Source organism: Streptomyces bohaiensis (genome assembly GCF_012033785.1).
Classification (GTDB): Bacteria; Actinomycetota; Actinomycetes; order Streptomycetales; family Streptomycetaceae; genus Streptomyces; species Streptomyces bohaiensis.
In genome coordinates, this window is sequence record NZ_JAAVJC010000519.1 from 1 (window position 1) to 1,416 (window position 1,416).

Sequence of the window (1,416 nt, forward strand, 5' to 3'; positions counted from 1 at the left end):
GGGCGGCCACGGGCCGGCGGCGGCCCGGTGAGGCGGCTGCCGCCGCGGCGGGCGATGGCGGCGTCCGTCGCCGACCAGGGCGTCGTCGCCCTCACCGGCATCCTCGTGGTGGTCGTCGCCGCCCGGCAGTCCACGGCCGCCGCCTTCGCCGCGTTCGCCGTGGTGTACACGGTCGCGACGGTGCTGACCGGCCTCTTCGCCGCCTACGTCGGCCAGGCCCTCGTCCTGCACCGCGGCGATCAGGAGCGACTCCACGCCGAGGCGCGCGGCGCGGCGCTGTTCACCGCGGCGGCCGCCACCGCCGCGGGGGCGGTGCTCCTCGTCGCGGGGGGCGCCGCGGGCGGACCGGCCGGCGACGCCTTCGCCGCTCTCGGCCTGGTCCTGCCGCTGGTGCTCACCCAGGACGCGCTGCGCCACGGCTTCTCGCTGCTCGGCGCGGCCCACGGCGCGCTCGCCGCCGACCTGTGCCGGCTCGCCGTCGCCGTGCCGCTGCTCACCCTGCAGCCGGACGGCGCCGGCCCCGCCCGGCTGGTCCTGGTGTGGGGGCTCTCCGCGCTGCCCGCGCTGCTGCTCGCGGCCGCCCTGCTGGTCCGCGCCACCCGCGGCGCCCGTCCGGCGCCGCTCGCCGCGCGGCTGCGCCGCGACCACCTCGGCCGCCGGTTCGCGGTGGAGTACGGGGTGGGTCAGGCCGGCACCCAGCTGGCGATCGTCGGCCTCGGCCTCCTCGCCAACCCGCTGGCCGTCGGCGCGCTCCGGGGCGCCGCCGTCCTCTTCGGGCCGCTGAACGTGGCGTTCAACGCGGCCAACGGCTTCGGTCCGCCGCAGCTCAACCGGTTGCACACCGATGAGAACAAGGCCCGCGCCGCCGCGCTGGCCGGCGGCGCGCTGGCCCTGGCCGCCGCCGCGTGGGGCACGGTGCTCCATCTGCTCCCCGACTCGGCCGGCCGCGCGCTGCTCGGCGACACCTGGGACGCGGCCGCCGCGCTGCTGCCGGCGACGGGGACGCAGTACACCGTGATGGCGCTCGGCGTGTGCGGGCTGGTCACGCTGCGGGTGGTCCGGCCGCGCGCGACGCTGCCCCTCCAGGTGGCGTTCTCCGCGCTCTCCGTCTGCCTGCTGCTCGGCGGGTACGCGCTCGGCGGGGTGCTCGGCGCCGCCTGGGGGCTCTGCGCCGGGTCCGCGGCCAAGAGCGCCGCCGCCTGGCTGCGGGTCCGCCGCGAGCTGCGCGGCCCCGCGGGCGACCCGGACGGCGACCCGGACGGCGACCGAGACGGCGACCGGGACGGCGACCGGGACAGCGACCCGGACGGCGACCCGGACGGCGAGATGGACAGCGGACCGGCGGCGGACCGGCCGGCGGCGACCCCGCGGGCGGAGCGGTGAGCGGCGACCCGACCGGCGGGCCCCCCGACGACC

At 80.2% G+C, this 1,416-nt stretch carries 1 protein-coding gene; it reads left to right on the forward strand.

Annotation, left to right across the window (positions count from 1 at the left end; genetic code table 11):
- Positions 1 to 54: 54 nt before the first annotated feature.
- A complete protein-coding gene (locus tag HCN52_RS24430; RefSeq protein WP_245175426.1) occupies positions 55 to 1,383 on the forward strand; it encodes an MATE family efflux transporter in 1,329 nt (442 codons plus the stop codon).
- The last annotated feature ends 33 nt before the right edge of the window (positions 1,384 to 1,416 follow it).

Excerpts from the sequence above, each read along its gene's own strand:
- HCN52_RS24430 (WP_245175426.1), top strand. The coding sequence starts at position 55 with ATGGCGGCGTCCGTCGCCGACCAGGGCGTCGTCGCCCTCACCGGCATC.